The sequence below is a fragment of the Pantoea sp. X-Soil-TKNS-1279 genome (assembly GCF_059730565.1).
Map to the genome: position 1 here is coordinate 1,439,297 of NZ_AP035948.1, position 17,241 is coordinate 1,456,537.

Here is a 17,241-nt window from a genome sequence, read left to right on the forward strand (position 1 = left end):
ATGTTGTATACGCCACGGGCGTTTAACCAGCCGGATGCTGAAGCGCAGCGCCAGCTGGTGCTGCGCCATCCGCTGGGGCTGTTGATCTCCAACGGGAACGATGGCCCGCAGGCAACGCCGTTGCCGTTTTTATTGCAGGTCGATGCTCAGGGGGAGTGGGTGTTGCAGGGGCATTTGTCCCGCGCCAATCCTCATCTGAAAGCGCTGGAGGATGGCATACCGGTGCTGGTGGTGTTCCAGGGGGAACAGGGTTATATCACCCCGGCGTGGTATGAAGAAAAAGCGCGCAGCGGCAAAGCGGTGCCGACCTGGAACTACCTGACGCTTCACTGCCGTGGTCCACTGATCCGCCATGATAATGCTGACTGGCTGCGGGCGCAGGTCGAGCGGCTTACCGCGCAGCAGGAACAGGGGATGCCGCAGCCGTGGGCGGTGAGCGATGCCCCGGCCACTTATATCGACAGTATGATCAAAGCGATTGTCGGGGTGGAGATTCGCGTGACCCAGCGCGAAGGCAAGTGGAAACTCAATCAAAACCGCAGTCTGACGGATCGCCAGCAGGTGGCCGACGGTTTAGCACAACAGCACAACACCTCTTTGGCCGCCGAGATGCGGCGCACTCTGGAAGCGGAAACTCCTGATGGAACTGAATAAAATTATCAAAGAAATCGGGCGCGGGAAAAATCACGCGCGCGATATCGATTTCGACACCGCCGTGGCGTTGTATAGCGCGATACTGGCCGGAGAAGTGCCGGATCTTGAACTGGGCGGTGTGCTGATCGCGCTACGCATCAAGGGAGAAGGTGAGGCGGAGATGCGTGGCTTTTATCAGGCGATGCAGCAGCAGATGACGCGCCTGCAAACACCTGTTGGCCGTCCGATGCCGATCGTCATTCCCAGCTATAACGGCGCGCGCCGTCAGGGCAACCTGACGCCGTTGCTGGCGTTGCTGTTGGTCAAACTCGGCTTTCCGGTGTTGATGCACGGCGTCAGTGATGACCCAACGCGAGTGACCAGTGAAGCGGTGCTGGCGGCGCTGGATATCAACCCGGCCACCAGTGCGCAACAAGCGCAGGCGCTGTTGGATAACGGCGAGCTGGCGTTTATCACCATCGATCATCTGTGTCCGCCGATGGCGAAACAGCTATCGCTGCGCTGGCGTATGGGGGTGCGCAATAGCGCGCACACCCTGGCGAAACTGGCAACGCCGTTTGCCGAGCGGGCTGCGCTGCGTCTTGCCAGCGTATCGCACCCGGAATATGTGCCGCGTGTCGGTAAATTCTTTCAGGATATCGATGCGCCCGCGTTGCTGCTGAACGGGACTGAAGGCGAAGTCTATGCCAATCCGCAGCGCTGCCCGGCCATCAGCTATATTCAGGGGGCAAATGCCGAGGCTGAAGAGTGGGTTGCGCGTCAACCGGAATGGGAGGTCGCGTTGCCGGAGTCAAAAAGTGCGCTGGATACCGCCACCTGGATCCGTGCGGTGCTGGCGGGGGAACGTGCGGTTCCGCAGGCGCTGCGTTTGCAACTGGCCTGCTGCCTGGTCGCCAGTGGGGAAAGCGCCAGCCTGGCTGACGCTGAACAGCGCCTCAACCAGGCCGGTATCTGAAGGTCAGGCTTTCGCCAGCGTACTCTCCACCAACTGCTGCCAGAAGGTGATGCCGATGGGCAGCAGTTCATCATTGAAGTCGTAACAGGCGTTGTGCAGCGGTGCAGAGGGTGTCGCACCATCGGCACCCAGCCAGAAGTAGGCACCGGGGCAGGCTTCCAGCATACAGGCGAAATCTTCCGACGCCATCGACGGATTCACCTGCCAGTGCACCTGTTGCTCACCGAGTAAACTTACCGCCGCCTGACGCACCTGTTCAGCCGGTTGTTCATGGTTAGCGGTGACCGGATAACCTGGATACCAGTGAATCTCGCCGCTGACGCCAAACGGGCGCGGCAGCGTACTGACAAAATCCTCAATCAGGCCACGTACCCGGTTACGCACATCGGTTTGCAGACAACGTACCGTGCCGCGTAACACGATTTGCTCGGGAATGACGTTAATCGCTTCGCCGCCGTGGATTTGCGTCACGCTGACCACCGCCGATGCCAGCGGTGACAGGCGGCGTGACGGAATGGTTTGCAGCGCCAGAATCAATTCTGCGGCCACGACGATGGGATCGGCACCACTTTCCGGCATTGCCGCATGGCAGCTCTTGCCGTGCAGAGTGATTTCAAACGAATCGAGCGATGCCATCATGGCACCGGCATTGACCGCCAGCGAACCAACCGGCAGGCCAGGCCAGTTATGCATCGCGTAGACGGCATCCATCGGGAAGCGCTGGAACAGGCCTTCTTCCACCATTTTTCGGGCACCACCGAGGTTCTCTTCGGCGGGCTGAAAGATAAAATGCACCGTGCCGCTGAACTGACGCGTGGCCGCCAGGTGACAGGCTGTCGCCAGTAACACGGCGGTGTGACCATCATGACCACAGGCGTGCATCACGCCCGGCTGGCTGGATTTCCACTCTGGATGGCCTTTTTCGGTGATCGGCAGCGCATCCATATCGGCGCGCAGGCCAATCACCGGTCCGGGGCCATTTTCCAGCGTACCAATCACCCCGGTGCCTGCCAGCCCTCGAAACACCTGCAAACCGGCATCCTTCAACACCTGCGCCACCAGTTCGCTGGTACGTTGTTCCTGGTAACCCAGTTCAGGATGTTGATGGAGCTGGCGACGCCAGCGCAGGGCGTTTTCCAGCAAAGTGGCAGGCAGGGTCATAGGGCAGGATTCTCCATTATCAGCAGTACGTCCGTGGGCAGGTACCGCAAGAAATTATGTTCCCACTGTAGTGGCAAGCGCGGAGAGCGTCTATCGCGAAACGGGATAATTTGGCTATAGACTATATCCAAATGGAATAAGTAGGCTTTGACTCGATAGCCACGTTACTGTCGGTGGATTACAATGATAATCTCTCCATCGACGTGATCTTCTATCTGCTGCGACATGGGGATACCGATGACCGGGATAAGGTCGTTGAGATACTGATGCAAGCCAAACCGCAACTTAAGGAACAGATTATGACGATTGAACAACAGTGGCGGCAGGAGTCTCACCAGCAGGGACTTCAGAAGGGGCTTCAGGAGGGGAAATTGCAGGTGGCGCAGCGTATGCTGCGGGATAACATCGACGTTAAAACCATCATGAAATTTACCGGTCTGAGCGAGAAAGAATTACAGCAGCTCAATGCCTGAACCACGCAAATTTTGCCGAGTCTTGTGGGGTGATAAATTGCGCAAAGACAGGAAAAAAAATGGCGGGCCTGACGCCCGCCAGCCAGGTTATTTCATCATCGGCAGATTTAGCCCATGCTCTTTCGCACAAGCCTGTGCCTGCTCGTAACCCGCATCCGCATGACGCATGACGCCAGTGGCCGGATCGTTCCACAACACGCGGGCCAGACGCACATCGGCTTCGGCGCTGCCGTCGCAGACAATCACCACCCCGGCATGTTGTGAGAAGCCCATACCGACGCCGCCGCCGTGATGCAGGCTGACCCAGGTCGCGCCGCCTGCGGTGTTCAGCAGGGCGTTGAGCAGTGGCCAGTCGGACACTGCATCCGAGCCATCTTTCATCGCTTCCGTTTCACGGTTCGGTGAGGCAACGGAGCCACAATCGAGGTGGTCACGGCCAATCACAATCGGTGCTTTCAGCTCGCCATTGCGCACCATCTCGTTGAACGCCAGCGCAGCTTTATGGCGCTCACCCAGTCCCAGCCAGCAGATACGTGCCGGTAAACCCTGGAACGCGATGCGCTCCTGCGCCATATCCAGCCAGCGGTGCAACGTTTTGTGGTGTGGGAACAGTTCTTTCAGTTTGGCGTCGGTTTTATAGATATCTTCCGGATCGCCCGACAGCGCCACCCAGCGGAACGGGCCTTTGCCTTCGCAGAACAATGGACGGATATAGGCCGGAACAAAGCCAGGAAAATCAAAGGCGTTTTTCACCCCTTCATCCAGCGCAACCTGACGGATATTGTTGCCGTAATCGACGGTCGGGATACCCATATGGCAGAAGTCGAGCATCGCCTGGACATGGGTTGCCATTGAGGCGCGCGCCGCTTTTTCTACTGCTTTCGGATTGCTGGCACGCTCGGCCTGCCAGCGATCCACATCCCAGCCAATCGGCAGGTAGCCGTTGACCGGATCGTGCGCGGAGGTCTGGTCGGTCACGATATCCGGTTTCATGCCGCCCGCTTTGGCGCGTTTTACCAGCTCTGGTAAGATTTCCGCCGCATTGCCCAGCAGGCCAACCGAAATGGCTTTTTTCGCTTTGGTGGCTTCGTCGATCAGCTGCAACGCTTCATCGAGGGTATAGGCTTTGTGGTCGACATAACGGGTACGCAGACGGAAATCGATGCGCGATTCCTGGCATTCAATTGCCAGCACACAGGCACCGGCCAGCACGCCTGCCAGCGGTTGTGCGCCGCCCATGCCACCCAGACCGGCGGTCAGGATCCAGCGGCCGCTCAGGTCGTTATCGTAATGCTGACGGCCCGCTTCGACGAAGGTTTCGTAGGTGCCCTGCACGATGCCCTGAGCACCGATGTAGATCCACGAACCGGCGGTCATCTGGCCATACATCATCAGGCCGGCTTTATCCAGCTCATGGAAATGATCCCAGGTGGCCCAGTGCGGTACCAGGTTGGAGTTAGCCAGCAGCACGCGCGGCGCGTCAGCATGGGTACGGAACACGCCAACCGGTTTACCCGACTGGATCAGCAAGGTTTCTTCCGGCTGTAACGCGCGCAGCGAACGCAGAATCTGCTCAAAGCATTCCCAGTTGCGTGCTGCTTTACCGATGCCACCGTACACCACCAGATCTTCCGGGCGTTCCGCCACATCAGGATCAAGGTTGTTCTGGATCATGCGGTAAGCCGCTTCAATCAGCCAGTTGGCGCAGTGCAGTTCACTCCCCTGTGGGGCACGGATTTCACGGGCAACTGCCTGGGTCAGAGTTTCGCTCATCATCAGTTCCTTTATTCAACATTGGTGGTGCGCATGCTCGGCAGCAGCGCAGAAAGGGCTTCCGGCCAGGCATTGCTGCTGGCCCACAGGCGCATGGTGTCAATATCCGGCGCCAGTAAACGGTCCTGATCGAGGAAGGCGACTTGCGCGCGAATACGGCTCATCTCCTGCTCGATAAGGGTGGAACTTTGCAGAGGGCGATGGAAATCAATGCCCTGCGCGGCAGCCATCGCTTCAATCCCCACTACGGCGGCGGTGTTGAAGCACATGCTGCCGAGACGGCGCGCAGCATAGGTCGCCATCGAAACATGGTCTTCCTGATTGGCGGAGGTCGGCAGGCTGTCAACGCTACCCGGATGGGCCAGCGATTTGTTTTCCGATGCCAGCGCCGCTGCGGTCACCTGGGCGATCATAAAGCCCGAGTTGACGCCGCCATCGCGCACCAGGAACGGCGGCAGGCCGGATAAACCGGTATCCAGCAGCAATGCCAGGCGACGTTCGGAAATCGCGCCTACTTCGGCCACTGCCAGCGCGATGATATCAGCGGCAAATGCCACCGGTTCGGCATGGAAGTTACCGCCGGAAATCACATCGCCGCTGTCGCTGAACACCAATGGGTTATCCGAGGCGGCGTTGGCTTCAATCTGCAAGACGCGCGCGGCGTGGCTCAGGTTATCCAGGCATGCCCCCATAACCTGCGGGACGCAGCGAATGGAGTAGGGGTCCTGAACCCGGCCACAATTGGCGTGTGAGCTGAGAATTTCACTGCCTTCCAGCAGTGCGCTTACGGCGGCGGCGACACTGATTTGTCCCTGCTGACCGCGAGCCTGGTGGATACGGGCATCGAAAGGTTTGATCGAACCTTTGATAGCTTCCAGCGACAGCGCACCGGCCATCAATCCGGCGGCAAACAGGTTTTCCCCTTCAAACAGGCCACGCAATGCCAGCGCGGTGGAAACCTGGGTACCGTTCAGCAGCGCCAGTCCTTCTTTCGGACCCAGCACAAACGGCGTCAGGCCGACACGCGCCAGACCTTCGGTCGCCGGGATCAGCACGCCATCAACACGCACCTGACCTTCACCCAGCAGCATCAGCGACAGGTGCGCCAGCGGGGCCAGGTCACCTGAGGCACCCACTGAACCTTTTTCCGGGATACACGGCATCACACCGGCATTAAACAGCGCCAGCAGCGCTTCGATCAGGGCGATGCGGACGCCGGAATGGCCGCGTGCCAGGCTGATGATCTTGGTGGCAACCACCAGACGGGTAACATTATCAGGCAGCAGTTCACCCAGGCCGACGCTGTGCGACAGCACCAGGTTACGTTGTAGTTCGGCAAGACGATCCGCCGGGATTTGCGTCTGTGCCAGTTTGCCAAAGCCGGTGTTGATGCCGTACACCACGTTGCCCGAGGCGACGATGGCATCTACCGTGGCACTGGCGCGATCGATCGCGGCCCGCGCTTCATCAGCCAGCGTTAATGCGACGCCACCTTGGTAAATTGCGCGCAGTGTGGCGAGGTCCACTTCACCGGGAACGAGGCGAATATTCTGAACCGAACCTGACATAGTCTACTCCTGTCTATACAAGTAAAGCGGCAATCACGGACAACACTGGCTTGTGGAAGTTTTGTCGGCGATGCCATGAATAATGCGAGTGAAGCATAAGTGTCTATTCTTGTCTATACAAGTAGCAAGCGCTGTGCCAGATTGATCACATTCTGTGAACAGCGTAGTGATGCGGATTGATATCCAGGTCGCGTGGCGCTTTGCACTGTAATAAGGCAAATGCTGCACAAGCAGTGGGCTGGTTGCACTGCGGGATGTATATACATTTACCGCCTGAGACAGTAAACTCTGGGCACTATCAGGAAAAGGAACAGGATATGGTTGAGCAAACGGCAATAGCACAATTGGCCGCGGCCATGGGTGATGAGCCTGCGCCGATTTACCAGCGCGTTAAACAGGCGATCATCAGCCAGATCCGTGAAGGTCACTGGAAGGCCAATCAACGTGTACCGTCGGAAAGCGAGTTGGTGAACGAGCTGGGCGTCAGCCGTATGACCATCAACCGGGCGTTGCGCGAACTGACCAGCGAGGGTTTTCTGGTGCGCATGCAGGGCGTGGGCACCTTTGTCGCCGAGATGAAGGGCTACACCGCGATGCTGGAAGTGCACAACATCGCCGATGAAATCGCCCAGCGCGGCCATCGCCACAGCTGCAAAATTTTGTCGCTCGGGCAGATGAAGGCCGACCCGGAGCAAGCGGCGGTGCTGGGTTTATCCACCGGACAGACGTTGTACCACTCGTTGATCGTGCATTACGAAAACGATATGCCGGTGCAACTGGAAGATCGTCTGGTCAACCCGCTGGTGGCACCGGATTATCTCAGCCAGGATTATCATCAGTTAACGCCTTACACCTACTTGATGCGCGTCGCGCCGTTAACCGCCGGCGAGCATATCGTTGAAGCGGTGTTGCCGGATCTGCGCCAGCGTAAGCATCTGGCGCTGGATGAGCACGAACCCTGTTTGCTGATCCGTCGTCAGACCTGGAGCGATACCAAAATTGTTACCTACGCGCGCCTGCTGTACCCCGGCTCGCGTTACAAGTTACTGGGCCGTTTCAGAGGACACGGCTGAGTGCGGTAAACAGCAGGCTGGCATCGGCAGAATACGGTGCCAGCTGCGTCTCTTCATCCAGCCACCACATCCCCTGATTCACCTCCAGCACCTCACCTTCGGCGCTTTGCCAGAGACCAGACAGCACCCAGGCCACACCATGCGTGGCCCGCACTGCCTGCTGCTGCACCGTCACCTGTGCCTGCCAACTGTCGCGGCGTGTCATGATGTTGAAATCCTGACAGGCGCTCGCGCCGATACGGGCATCGATCGCCCATTCACCCGGGAACGGCCAGGGTTGATGCGGCTGAAGTTGTTGCTCGCCCTGCGCGCTGGTCAGCAACACGCTGTCACCGTGCAGCAGGGTGATCACCCGATCGATACCGGGGAAGGGGGAAAAGGGACCATCAGCGGCGATAGTGGCAATGCTGGCGCGCCAGGCAAAATCCGCCACACCGGGCGGATAACTGATAATCTCACGAGTTTCGCCGCCGCCGTTGCGCCAGCGGCTGACCGGTAAGGTGTCGTAAGCGAAACGGGTTCTCATCGTAACGCCCTCATCGCTGCGGAAAAACGTGCCGCACAGGCTTCCTGCGCCGGGTGCTGGCCTTGTTCAATCACCGCCTTGCCCGCGACAAATACATCACGAATTTGCTCGCGCTGTCCGGCAAACAACCAACGATTGAGCAGCGAGGCGTTTTCAACGCTGCCGAGCCAGGCATCCTGATGCAGCACCAGCCAGTCGGCACGTTTACCGACCGCCAGCTCACCGCTCTTGATACCGCAGGCCTGTGCGCCGCCTTGCGCCGCCTGTTGCCACAGCAGATCGCCAACGGAAGCCTGATCGGTGGTGGTGATACGGTTACGACGACGATCGCGTAGCCGTTGGCCGTACTCCAGCCAGCGCAATTCTTCGAGCGTGCTGAGCGACACATGGCTGTCGGAGCCAATCCCCCAACGACCACCACGGGCGATGTACTCCACCGCCGGGAAGATGCCGTCACCGAGGTTAGCCTCCGTGGTCGGACACAAGCCCGCCACCGCGCCGCTGGCTGCCAGACGCGCGATTTCGTCATCATCGAGATGGGTGGCATGAATCAGACACCAGCGTTGATCGACCTTAAAGCGATTCAACAGCCAGGCCACCGGACGTTCGCCGCTCCACGCCAGACTGTCGTTCACTTCTTTTTCCTGCTCCGCCACATGGATATGCACCGGCAAGTGATCCGGGCTGGCGGCCAGGACCTCGCGCATCTGCGCTTCATTCACCGCGCGCAGCGAATGGAAGCACAGGCCGTGATTAAACAGCGGTTTGTCAGCGACCCAGGTTGCCAGCCGTTGCTGCTGGTGCAGATACGCGTCGGTCTGCTGAATAAAGCGGCGCTGCCCGTCGCTGGCCGGTTGCGAACCAAAACCGCTGTAGCTGTAGAGCACCGGCAGCAGCGTCTGGCCAATCCCGGCGGTCGCCGCCGCGGCCATCAGTTGTTGCAGCATATCATCATTGGGATAGGCTTTGCCCTGAGCGTCATGGTGCAGGTAGTGGAACTCCGCCACCTGGCTGTAGCCGCCTTTCAGCATTTCGATATACAGCAACGCGGCGATATCGCCGACCTGTTCTGGCGAGAGGCGCTGCACCATGCGGTACATCAGATCGCGCCAGGTCCAGAAACTGTCCTGCGGATCGCCAGCCACTTCCGCCAGACCGGCCATCGCGCGTTGAAACGCATGCGAATGCAGGTTGGCAATGGCCGGGATCACTGATCCCGCGAGGCGCGAGGCGTTACCCGGTTCGCTATTGGGGGTGAGATCGGTAATCACTCCGGAAGAATTAACAGAAATCAGCACTTGCTCATGCCAGCCATCGGCCAGCAATGCCCTGGGGGCAAAAAAAGTCGTCATGGTTGATCCTACACGGCGGTTGGTTGTATATACATATACATACTTTGATGAGCAGTGTAAATCGCCAAAGGCGAAGGGGACACGGGGGATGGCAGAAGCGAAGCAGATCGACAGCCTGTGGCTGGGCGCAGATATTGTGACCATGCGTGAGGGCCGCTACAACCTGATTGCCGACGGCGCGCTGGCGGTGGATCAGGGAAAACTGGTGTGGGTAGGCCCGCGCAGTGAGCTACCGGCATTTAACGCGCGTGAGCAGCACCAGTTTGAGGGGGGCATCATCACGCCGGGTTTGGTGGATTGTCACACCCATCTGGTATTTGGCGGCGACCGCAGCGCGGAATTTGAGCAGCGCCTGAACGGTGTCAGCTATGCTGAGATCGCCGCGCAGGGCGGCGGTATCCTCTCCACGGTACGTGCGACGCGTGCGGCGACTCAGCAGGAACTGGTGGCCTCGGCGCGCTGGCGGCTGGAGCGCCTGCTGGCGGAGGGGGTGACCACAGTTGAGATCAAGTCCGGTTACGGGCTGGATGAAGCCAGTGAACTGACGATGCTGCGTGCCATTCGCGAGCTGGCGCAAAGCGTGCCTGCCGATGTGCTGGCGACCTGTCTGGCGGCGCATAGCTTTCCGCCCGAGTTTAAAGACAACCCGCAGGGCTGGGTGGAGATTATTTGCGAGCGACTGTTGCCGCAAGTGCAGGCGGAAGGGTTGGCGGATGCGGTGGACGCGTTCTGTGAACATCTGGCCTTCTCGCCACAGCAGGTCAGCGCGGTGTTCGATAAAGCCAGGGCGCTGGGGATGCCGGTGAAACTGCATGCCGAGCAGCTCTCCTCACTGGGTGGTGCGGCGCTGGCCGCAGGTTACGGCGCATTGTCGGCAGACCACCTCGAATATGCCACCGAAAGTGATGTGCAGGCGATGGCGCAACATGGCACCGTCGCGGTGCTGCTGCCGGGCGCGTTTTACCTGCTGCGCGAAACGCAGAAGCCGCCGGTAGCGCTGTTCCGTCAGTATGGGGTGCCGATGGCGCTGGCCAGCGATGCCAATCCGGGTACGTCACCGGCATTATCGCTACGTCTGATGCTGAATATGGGTTGCACGCTGTTCGGCATGACGCCGGAAGAGGCGTTGGCAGGTGTGACCCTGTGGGGCGCACAGGCACTGGGTTTACAGCAGACGCATGGTTCGCTGGAGTCAGGCAAAGTGGCGAACTTCGTCCACTGGCCGTTGGCGCGTCCGGCGGAGCTGGTTTACTGGTTGGGCGGCGAATTGCCGTGCCAGGTTATCTATCGTGGAGAAGCGCAATGACACCGTTTCATTTTACTGAAGGGAAGCTGCCGCTGCTGGTCAGCATTCCGCATGCCGGGACGCAACTGACGCCAGAAGTCGATGCCGGATTAAGCGACGCCGCTCGTGGTTTGCCGGATACTGACTGGCATATCCCGCTGCTGTATGATTTTGTGCGCGATATGGGAGCCAGCGTGCTGATTGGCCACTACTCGCGTTTTGTTATCGATCTCAACCGTCCGCCGGACAATCAACCGTTGTACAGCACTGCCACCACCGGGTTGTACCCGGAAACGTTGTTTGATGGCACGCCAACCTTTGCGCCAGGCAAAACGCCGACGGCGGAGCAACGTCAGGGGTATCTGGATAATATCTGGCATCCGTACCATCAGCAGATTCAGCAGGAACTGGCCCGTATCAAGGCGCAGCACGACTACGCGTTGCTGTTTGATGCGCACTCAATTGCTTCGGTGATCCCCCGTCTGTTTGAGGGGCGTCTGCCGGATTTGAATATCGGGACCAATGACGGCGCCAGTTGTTCATCAGCGGTGACGACAGCGATTCAGGACGTGTGCAGCGCGCAAACGGATTACAGTTGGGTGATCAACGGACGCTTTAAGGGCGGCTATATCACCCGTGCTTATGGGCAGCCAGAGCAGGGCGTGCAGGCGGTACAGCTGGAGCTGGCGCAGATCAATTATATGGATGAAACCCCGCCTTTCGCGTGGCAGCAGGTACGCGCCGCCCAGTTGCAGAAGGTGTTGAAGCCTTTGTTGCAGGCGTTTTTGCAGCAGGGTAAAGCGTAAACCCCCCACGATAAAGTGTGCCGCTATAAATGTTTGCACGTTACCGTAGCGGCGCGATTTATCGCGCGGTTACGGAACGTGCCTGTGAATGAAACCTTGCGCCAGTGTGGTGCGAGCCTTGCCACTTCATAGTGCAACTCACCGTTCCGTTGCTTCATATCCCCTGATTCCACCTGGCATCACGAGCTGGCACAACGTTTGCTAGGTTGTATGTACAAGTACAGACCGCATCGCCATTCACACGATTTATTGCATCTGGCTCACAAAAAACTCAAGCCGACAATGATCTGGCGCAGGCTAACTTGTATATACATGAAATGTCATTTGCGAAAAAACGCAAAGACAGCACCTACCGATTATCGACCAGGAGAAGCCGCATGACGCACCGCACCACATTTCGCCGTTTTTGCCTCACGACCCTGTTTTCCAGCCTGCTGCTGAGCGGTGTTGCCGCGCAGGCCAAAGAGTGGAAATCGATCACCATTGCTACCGAAGGCAGCTATGAACCCTGGAACCTGACCCTGCCGGGCGGCAAACTGGGTGGCTTTGAACCTGAGCTGATGACCGATCTGTGCAAACGCATGGGGGTTCAGTGCAAGCTGGTGGTGCAGAACTGGGACGGGATGATCGCCGGACTGAACGCCGGAAAATATGATGTGATCATGGATGCGATTGTTATCACCCCGGATCGCAAAAAAGTGGTCAGCTTCACCACGCCGTATGCCTCTACGCCAGCCACCTTTATCACCGTAAAAGATTCTCTGCTGCCGCCAGACAGCAAAATCATCAAGCTGCACGACGATGCCAAAGAGATCGAGCCGGCGATTGCACCCCTGAAAGCTGCGTTGAAAGGTAAAACCATCGGCATTGCCTCCGGCACCGTCTACACCCCGTTTATCGATAAATACTTCAAAGATGTCGCTGACGTACGCGAATACACCACCTCGGCGGATGCCATCCTTGATCTTCAGGCCGGTCGTATCGACGCGGTGTTCGACGATGTCACCTTTGCGCAGTCGATGCTGGCGCGTAAAGAGAACAGCAACCTGACCTTCAGCGGCCCGCAACTGGGTGGCCCGATTTGGGGTGAAGGCGAAGCGATGGGCGTGCGCATGGCTGACAGCGATCTGAAAGCCAAACTGGATGCCGCCATCCATGCGGCGCTGGCCGATGGCACCGTGAAAACCCTGAGTGAGAAGTGGTTTAAAACTGACGTAACCCCGTAAGTGAGGTCAACCATGATGAGCCTGTTGAGTTTTGGTGCTGACGGCTGGGGCCGTCTGATCCTGAGCGCTGCCCTAACCACCTTGCTGCTGTCGCTGGCGGCGTTGCTGATTGGCGCGCTGGTGGGATCCGGCATCGCAGCGGCGAAACTCTCCACGCAACGCTGGCTGCGCTGGCTGGGCGAAGCCTATTCCACGGTGTTTCGTGGTATCCCGGAATTGTTGGTGATCTACCTGTTCTACTTCGGTGGTTCCGGATTGATCACCCTGATCGGTCAGATGTTCGGTGCGGATGGTTTTATCGAAGCGCCGCCGTTTCTGATTGGTGCTCTGGCGATCGGGCTTATCTCGGGTTCTTATCAGGGTGAAGTCTACCGGGCAGCGCGGCTGGCGCTGGCGAAAGGTGAGATTGAAGCTGCCGTCGCCATCGGTATGCCGCGATGGCGCATTGCCCAACGCATTTTGCTGCCACAAGTGGTGCGCTATGCGTTGCCCGGCATGTCAAATGTCTGGCAGATGAGCCTGAAAGATTCGGCGCTGGTGTCGGTAACCGGCATCGTTGAATTGATGCGCGCCAGCCAGATCGCCGCCGGTTCAACCCGTGATTACTTCACCTTTTATTTAGTGGGCGGTGCCTGTTATCTGGTGCTGACTCTGCTTTCCAACCATGCGTTTCGCCGGGCGGAATTACGCCTTGGCCGCGCCTGGCAAAGTCGCACTGCGGCGCAGCATTAAGGAGCAGCAGTATGATCGACTTTGCCTTTCTGAGTGACACCTTTCTGAAACTGAGCGCCGCGCTGCCGGTCACGCTCGGCCTGTTTATCAGCGCCTTTCTGTGTGGTGGGGTGCTGGCGTTGGGCATTCTGACGCTGCGCATGAGCCGCTGGCGGGTGCTGAGTGGCTTTGCGCGCGGCTATATTCTGGTGTTTCGTGGCTCACCGCTGTTGATTCAACTGTTTTTGATCTACTACGGTCTTGGTCAGTTCGGCGTGATCCGTCACAGCTTTGTCTGGCCGTTTCTGCGCGAACCCTTTACCTGTGCCGTGCTGGCGTTGTCGCTGTGTACCGCCGCCTATACTGCCGAGATCCTGCGTGGCGCGCTGTTGGCGGTGCCACCAGGTCAGGTAGAGGCGGGGCTGGCGTGCGGCATGTCGCGTGGCCTGCTGCTGCGGCGCATTATCGCGCCGATTATGTTGCGTTACGCGCTACCGGCTTACTCCACCGAGGCGATTTTGCTGGTGAAATCCACCGCCCTTGCCAGTCTGGTCACCGTCTGGGACGTGACCGGTGTGGCACAGCAGATCATTCAGCGTACCTACCGCACTATGGAGGTGTTCCTGTGTGCGGCGGCTATCTATTTGATTCTTAATTTTATTATCGTCCAGCTTTACGCGCTGCTTGAGCGCCGTCTGACCCCGGTGCATCGCGTTGAAAAAAAGCCGTTGCCCGCCGTTAAACCGATTGCCGGAGAGTGATATGCACCATTTACCCCCGATTACCCTGTCGGCCACCGACATCCATAAATCCTTCGGCGCGATGGAAGTGCTGAAAGGCATTAATTTACAGGCGCGCAAAGGCGATGTGATCTCCATTCTCGGTGCCAGCGGATCGGGCAAAAGCACCTTGTTGCGCTGCATCAACTTGCTGGAGACGCCGGATGCCGGTGTGGTCAGCGTGGGTGGCGAAACCATTGAGATGAAGCGCCACGCCCGTGGTCATCAGTTGGCGGCCAATCCGAAACAAATTGAGCGTCTGCGTTCACGGCTCGGCATGGTGTTCCAGAGCTTCAATCTCTGGTCACACATGACGGTGCTGCAAAACGTGATTGAAGGGCCGCATTACGTGCTGAAGCGCGACAAAAAAAGCTGCATCGCCCAGGCCGAGCAACTGCTGGATCGCGTTGGTCTGCTCAATCGCAAAGATTTTTATCCGGCGCAGTTATCGGGTGGTCAGCAGCAACGCGTGGCGATTGCCCGTGCGCTGGCGATGGACCCGGAAGTGATGTTGTTTGATGAACCCACCTCGGCGCTGGACCCGGAACTGGTCGGTGAAGTGCTGAAGGTGATGCGTAGCCTGGCGGAAGAGGGGCGCACCATGCTGGTGGTCACGCATGAGATGGGCTTTGCGCGCAACGTATCGAACCGCGTGGTGTTTATGCATCAGGGCACCATCGATTGTGAAGGCGCGCCGGAAGCGCTGTTCGGTGATCAGGGTTCGCAGCGGTTTAAACAATTTATTTCCAGCCATCAACGTACGGAGCAACCGGCATGAGTGGCACGGTAACCTGGGGCGACAGCCCGTTAAGCTGGCAGGATGTGGTCGCAGTGGCGCGTCACGGCACGGAGTTAACCCTGAGCACCAGCGCCTGGCAGCGCATTGCCGACGGGCGTGCCATCGTGGACGAGATTGTCGCCAGCGGCCATATCGCCTATGGCATCAACACCGGGTTGGGGGCGTTGTGCAACATCACTTTGCCGGAAGAACAACTGGGGCAGCTGTCGCGCAATACGCTGCTGAGTCACGCCTGTGGTGTCGGGCCGCTGCTGCCTGCGGATGACGTGCGAGCGATTATGTGTGCCGCTATCGCGAACTACAGCCACGGTAAATCCGGTGTCTCGGTGGCGCTGGTGCAGCAACTGCTGGCGTTGCTGAATCAACATATTATCCCGCAGGTGCCGTCACAGGGGTCGGTCGGTTATCTCACGCATATGGCGCATATCGGTCTGGCGCTGATTGGTGTGGGGGAGGTGACGTATCAGCAACAAGTCATGCCTGCCGAACAGGCGTTGGCGCTGGCCGGTTTAACACCGTTCCGCCCGGGTGCGAAAGAGGGGTTGAGTCTGGTTAACGGCACGCCCTGTATGACCGGCATGGCGTGTCTGGCGCTGGACGATGCGGCACGCCTGCTGGACTGCGCGGATGTCACCGGGGCAATGAGTTTTGAAGCGCTGCGTGGGCAACTGGCGGCTTTCGACGAGGAAATCATCGCGCTGAAGGCCAGTCCGGGCATGCAACTGAGCGCCGAGCGGCTGCGTCAGTTACTGAGCGACAGCCCCTTGCTGGCGGCCAGTGTCGGGGTACGCACTCAGGATGCGCTCAGTCTGCGATCTATGCCGCAGGTCCACGGAGCGAGTCGCGATCAGTTTGATCATGCTGCCCGTCAGGTCAATATTGAACTGAACGCCTGCACTGACAACCCGCTGGTGCTTGGCACGCCGGAGAACTGGCGCGTGGTGTCGCAGGCCAATCCACACGGTGAATCCGTGGCGATGGCCTGTGATTTGCTGGCAATTGCCCTGGCGGAGCTGGGGAGCATTGCGGAGCGTCGGCTTGACCGTCTGGTGAATCCGCTGGTGAGCGGGTTACCGGCGTTCCTGGTGGCGCAACCGGGGGTGAATTCCGGCATGATGATCGCGCAATATGTTGCGGCTGCGCTGTGCGCGGAGAACCGTCAACTGGCGCAACCGGCGGTGCTGGATAACTTTGTGACTTCCGGTTTGCAAGAGGATCACCTGAGTCTTGGCACCGGCGCGGCGCTAAAGCTGCTGAAACTGGTGGGGAATGTCTGGCAGATTCTCGCTATCGAATATCTGCTGGCGGCGCAGGCACTGGATTTCCACGGTGAAGACCAGCTGGCAAGCGGCACGGCGCAGGCGTTGCGTCGCCTGCGTGCGGTGGTTGCCAACTGGCAGGAGGATCGCTGGCTGGCACCGGAAATGGCGCGTGCTGTGCAGGTCCTCAAAACCCACCAGGGTTAAGCGCGGCGGGCGTCCGGTCGCACCAGATCAAAGCGCAACGCTTCACTGATGCCGTAGTAGGCCGAGGGGCCACCGGCACGCAGGATGGGTTGCGCTTTCGCCGTTTGATAGATGCCGTTTTCCAGCAGTTGTTCATCAATATGAATCGCCACCACTTCACCCAGTACCAGCCAACTGTCCAGCTCCGCACCCTGCACATCCTGTAAACGGATGCACTGCGTCAGCCGACACTCAAAGTTAACCGGGCTTTCCGCCACCATGCTGACGTTGACATGCGAAGCGGGGGTTGGCGTTAAGCCAGCCAGCGCAAACTCATCCTGCTCAGGGGGAATTGATGCGGAGCTTTCGTTCATCGCTTCGGCCAGTGGACGCGTTGCCAGGTTCCAGACAAATTCGTTGCTCTCGCTGATATTACGCACGCTGTCTTTCCAGCCGCTGCTGGCAAAACCAATGATGGGCGGATGGTAGTTGAAGCAGTTAAAAAAACTGTAAGGGGCAAGGTTGCGCACCCCGTTGGCACTTTGCGAACTGATCCAACCAATGGGACGTGGGCCGATGATGGCGTTGAGGGGATCGTGCGGTAAGCCGTGACCGGCACGGGGTTGGTAGGTATAGCGCTGACGCGTCATAACAT

17 protein-coding genes are annotated in these 17,241 nt (G+C 58.8%); 11 read left to right on the forward strand and 6 right to left on the reverse strand.

Features of this window, described 5'->3' with window-relative positions; genetic code table 11:
* Window positions 1–654 carry an FMN-binding negative transcriptional regulator gene (locus AC6I8N_RS06715; protein WP_497830328.1) on the forward strand — a complete coding sequence of 218 codons (654 nt, stop codon included), beginning with the start codon at window positions 1–3 and terminating at the stop codon, window positions 652–654.
* Complete coding sequence (gene ybiB, locus AC6I8N_RS06720; RefSeq protein ID WP_497830329.1) at window positions 641–1,609, forward strand: DNA-binding protein YbiB; 969 nt, start codon at window positions 641–643, stop codon at window positions 1,607–1,609. The genes AC6I8N_RS06715 and ybiB overlap by 14 nt, the downstream gene beginning before the upstream one ends.
* Window positions 1,610–1,612: 3 nt before the next feature.
* On the opposite strand, the gene AC6I8N_RS06725 is transcribed toward ybiB, so the two are convergent.
* On the reverse strand, window positions 1,613–2,770 hold the full coding sequence (locus tag AC6I8N_RS06725; RefSeq protein ID WP_497830330.1) for a M20 aminoacylase family protein: 1,158 nt from the start codon (window positions 2,768–2,770) through the stop codon (window positions 1,613–1,615).
* Between the two features lie 173 nt (window positions 2,771–2,943).
* Here AC6I8N_RS06725 and AC6I8N_RS06730 point away from each other — a divergent pair, with 173 nt between their 5' ends.
* Entirely contained in the window at window positions 2,944–3,243 is a 300-nt protein-coding gene (locus AC6I8N_RS06730; RefSeq protein WP_497830331.1) for an Rpn/YhgA-type helix-turn-helix domain-containing protein, read from the forward strand.
* Between the two features lie 87 nt (window positions 3,244–3,330).
* Here the strand turns inward: AC6I8N_RS06730 and hutU are convergent, their stop codons facing one another.
* Window positions 3,331–5,016 (reverse strand): urocanate hydratase, encoded by a 1,686-nt coding sequence (gene hutU / locus AC6I8N_RS06735; protein WP_021182520.1) that lies wholly within the window; start codon window positions 5,014–5,016, stop codon window positions 3,331–3,333.
* Window positions 5,017–5,027: 11 nt separating this feature from the next.
* Complete coding sequence (gene hutH / locus AC6I8N_RS06740) at window positions 5,028–6,584, reverse strand: histidine ammonia-lyase (protein ID WP_415173790.1); 1,557 nt, start codon at window positions 6,582–6,584, stop codon at window positions 5,028–5,030.
* Between the two features lie 317 nt (window positions 6,585–6,901).
* Here hutH and hutC point away from each other — a divergent pair, with 317 nt between their 5' ends.
* Window positions 6,902–7,657: a histidine utilization transcriptional repressor HutC gene (hutC, locus tag AC6I8N_RS06745; RefSeq protein WP_013508421.1), complete on the forward strand. Its 756-nt coding sequence runs from the start codon at window positions 6,902–6,904 to the stop codon at window positions 7,655–7,657.
* Here the strand turns inward: hutC and AC6I8N_RS06750 are convergent.
* Window positions 7,641–8,183, reverse strand: coding sequence for a HutD/Ves family protein (locus AC6I8N_RS06750; RefSeq protein ID WP_415173791.1), 543 nt, complete (start codon window positions 8,181–8,183; stop codon window positions 7,641–7,643). The genes hutC and AC6I8N_RS06750 overlap by 17 nt on opposite strands.
* A complete protein-coding gene (locus AC6I8N_RS06755; protein WP_497830332.1) occupies window positions 8,180–9,535 on the reverse strand; it encodes a formimidoylglutamate deiminase in 1,356 nt (451 codons plus the stop codon). The genes AC6I8N_RS06750 and AC6I8N_RS06755 overlap by 4 nt, the downstream gene beginning before the upstream one ends.
* An 88-nt stretch (window positions 9,536–9,623) precedes the next feature.
* Between AC6I8N_RS06755 and hutI the strand changes: the two genes are divergently transcribed.
* The 7 genes from hutI to AC6I8N_RS06790 all read left to right on the forward strand — a co-directional run bounded on the left by hutI (window position 9,624) and on the right by AC6I8N_RS06790 (window position 16,607).
* Entirely contained in the window at window positions 9,624–10,841 is a 1,218-nt protein-coding gene (gene hutI / locus AC6I8N_RS06760; RefSeq protein ID WP_497830333.1) for an imidazolonepropionase, read from the forward strand.
* Window positions 10,838–11,626 (forward strand): N-formylglutamate deformylase, encoded by a 789-nt coding sequence (gene hutG, locus AC6I8N_RS06765; protein ID WP_497830334.1) that lies wholly within the window; start codon window positions 10,838–10,840, stop codon window positions 11,624–11,626. Before hutI ends, hutG begins: the two co-directional genes overlap by 4 nt.
* 377 nt (window positions 11,627–12,003) lie before the next feature.
* On the forward strand, window positions 12,004–12,852 hold the full coding sequence (locus tag AC6I8N_RS06770; RefSeq protein WP_021182526.1) for a transporter substrate-binding domain-containing protein: 849 nt from the start codon (window positions 12,004–12,006) through the stop codon (window positions 12,850–12,852).
* 12 nt (window positions 12,853–12,864) lie between these two features.
* Window positions 12,865–13,584 (forward strand): ABC transporter permease, encoded by a 720-nt coding sequence (locus AC6I8N_RS06775; RefSeq protein ID WP_021182527.1) that lies wholly within the window; start codon window positions 12,865–12,867, stop codon window positions 13,582–13,584.
* Window positions 13,585–13,595: 11 nt separating this feature from the next.
* Window positions 13,596–14,324, forward strand: coding sequence for an ABC transporter permease (locus AC6I8N_RS06780; RefSeq protein WP_208725091.1), 729 nt, complete (start codon window positions 13,596–13,598; stop codon window positions 14,322–14,324).
* A 1-nt stretch (window position 14,325) separates the two neighbouring features.
* Window positions 14,326–15,120: an ABC transporter ATP-binding protein gene (locus AC6I8N_RS06785; RefSeq protein ID WP_021182529.1), complete on the forward strand. Its 795-nt coding sequence runs from the start codon at window positions 14,326–14,328 to the stop codon at window positions 15,118–15,120.
* Entirely contained in the window at window positions 15,117–16,607 is a 1,491-nt protein-coding gene (locus AC6I8N_RS06790; protein WP_497830335.1) for an HAL/PAL/TAL family ammonia-lyase, read from the forward strand. The genes AC6I8N_RS06785 and AC6I8N_RS06790 overlap by 4 nt, the downstream gene beginning before the upstream one ends.
* Here the strand turns inward: AC6I8N_RS06790 and AC6I8N_RS06795 are convergent.
* The gene (locus tag AC6I8N_RS06795) at window positions 16,604–17,236 is read right to left on the reverse strand and encodes a flavin reductase family protein (RefSeq protein ID WP_021182531.1); all 633 of its coding nucleotides are present in this window, start codon (window positions 17,234–17,236) and stop codon (window positions 16,604–16,606) included. The genes AC6I8N_RS06790 and AC6I8N_RS06795 overlap by 4 nt on opposite strands.
* Window positions 17,237–17,241: the final 5 nt, after the last annotated feature.